This is a genomic window from Streptomyces odonnellii (genome assembly GCF_000981895.1).
GTDB classification, from domain to species: Bacteria; Actinomycetota; Actinomycetes; order Streptomycetales; family Streptomycetaceae; genus Streptomyces; species Streptomyces odonnellii.
Genome location: NZ_LATD01000236.1, coordinates 1 through 1,719, shown reverse-complemented (window position 1 = coordinate 1,719; position 1,719 = coordinate 1). Strand labels below are relative to the sequence as shown.

Here is a 1,719-nt window from a genome sequence, read left to right as displayed (position 1 = left end):
CCAGCGGGGCGGGCATCCGGATCGGGGCCGGGGCGCCTGGAACCGGAGTGCCCGGGCGGCCGTACCGGGGCTTGCGTGAATTCTTTGTTGCACGTCGCGCACCGCGTTTGAATCCCGGGGCGGCCCCGGGACCAGCCCTGATTGCCGCTAGAGAACGGCTCTAATCCGGCACAGCGGGCTCTGGCCAGGGTCGATCGGCGTATCGCATAATGCAGTGCCGCGGGCGACGGGACTCCCACAGAACGAGACACTTCGCCCCGTGGCGTCATACGACAGATAAAGTGGTCGTGGACCGTCGTGGGGCGCAGCCCCCGTCGGTCCGCAAACGATCAGCCAGCAGCCGCTGCAACCTCAGGGAGCGATGTGTCCCGCCGTCTGTTCACCTCGGAGTCAGTGACCGAAGGTCACCCCGACAAGATCGCTGACCAGATCAGCGACACCATTCTTGACGCGCTCCTGCGGGAGGACCCGACCTCCCGGGTCGCCGTGGAGACCTTGATCACCACCGGCCAGGTCCATGTGGCCGGCGAGGTCACCACCAAGGCGTACGCGCCGATCGCCCAGCTCGTGCGGGACAAGATCCTGGAGATCGGCTACGACTCCTCGAAGAAGGGCTTCGACGGCGCTTCCTGCGGTGTCTCGGTCTCCATCGGCGCGCAGTCGCCCGACATCGCGCAGGGCGTCGACACGGCGTACGAGAAGCGCGTCGAGGGTGCGGCCAGCGGTGAGCAGGACGACGAGCTGGACAAGCAGGGCGCCGGCGACCAGGGCCTGATGTTCGGCTACGCCTGCGACGAGACGCCCGAGCTGATGCCGCTCCCGATCCACCTGGCGCACCGCCTCTCGCGCCGCCTCTCCGAGGTCCGCAAGAACGGGACCATCCCGTACCTGCGCCCCGACGGCAAGACGCAGGTCACCATCGAGTACGACGGCGACAAGGCCGTCCGTCTCGACACGGTCGTCGTTTCCTCGCAGCACGCCTCCGACATCGACCTGGACTCGCTGCTCGCCCCCGACGTACGCGAATTCGTCGTCGAGCACGTCCTCCAGGAGCTGGTCGACGACGGCATCAAGCTGGAGACCGAGGGCTACCGGCTGCTGGTCAACCCGACCGGCCGCTTCGAGATCGGCGGCCCCATGGGCGACGCCGGTCTGACCGGTCGCAAGATCATCATCGACACGTACGGCGGCATGGCCCGCCACGGCGGCGGCGCCTTCTCGGGCAAGGACCCGTCGAAGGTCGACCGCTCGGCGGCGTACGCGATGCGCTGGGTCGCGAAGAACGTCGTCGCGGCCGGCCTGGCCGCGCGCTGCGAGGTCCAGGTCGCGTACGCGATCGGCAAGGCCGAGCCGGTCGGCCTCTTCGTCGAGACCTTCGGCACCGCCACGGTCGACACCGAGAAGATCGAGCAGGCCATCGGCAAGGTCTTCGACCTCCGCCCGGCCGCGATCATCCGCGACCTCGACCTGCTCCGCCCGATCTACGCCCAGACGGCGGCCTACGGCCACTTCGGCCGCGAGCTCCCCGAATTCACCTGGGAGACCACGGACCGCGTGGACGCCCTGCGCGAGGCCGCCGGCCTCTGACCCACCCGCCCCACCCACAGCGGCTGAGACGGCCCCGGACCGCCGGACGGTCCGGGGCCGTGCGCTATTCCTCCTCTTTCGTTTGCATCGGTGCGTCCCAGGTGTCGTTTGTCGTGTCATCCGGATCGGAAG

Annotated in this window: 1 protein-coding gene; it reads left to right on the top strand. The window is 68.9% G+C overall.

The genetic code is table 11. The features are described from left to right. Positions 1-363: 363 nt before the first annotated feature. Positions 364-1,587: a methionine adenosyltransferase gene (metK, locus tag WH07_RS21910; RefSeq protein WP_046502691.1), complete on the top strand. Its 1,224-nt coding sequence runs from the start codon at positions 364-366 to the stop codon at positions 1,585-1,587. The last annotated feature ends 132 nt before the right edge of the window (positions 1,588-1,719 follow it).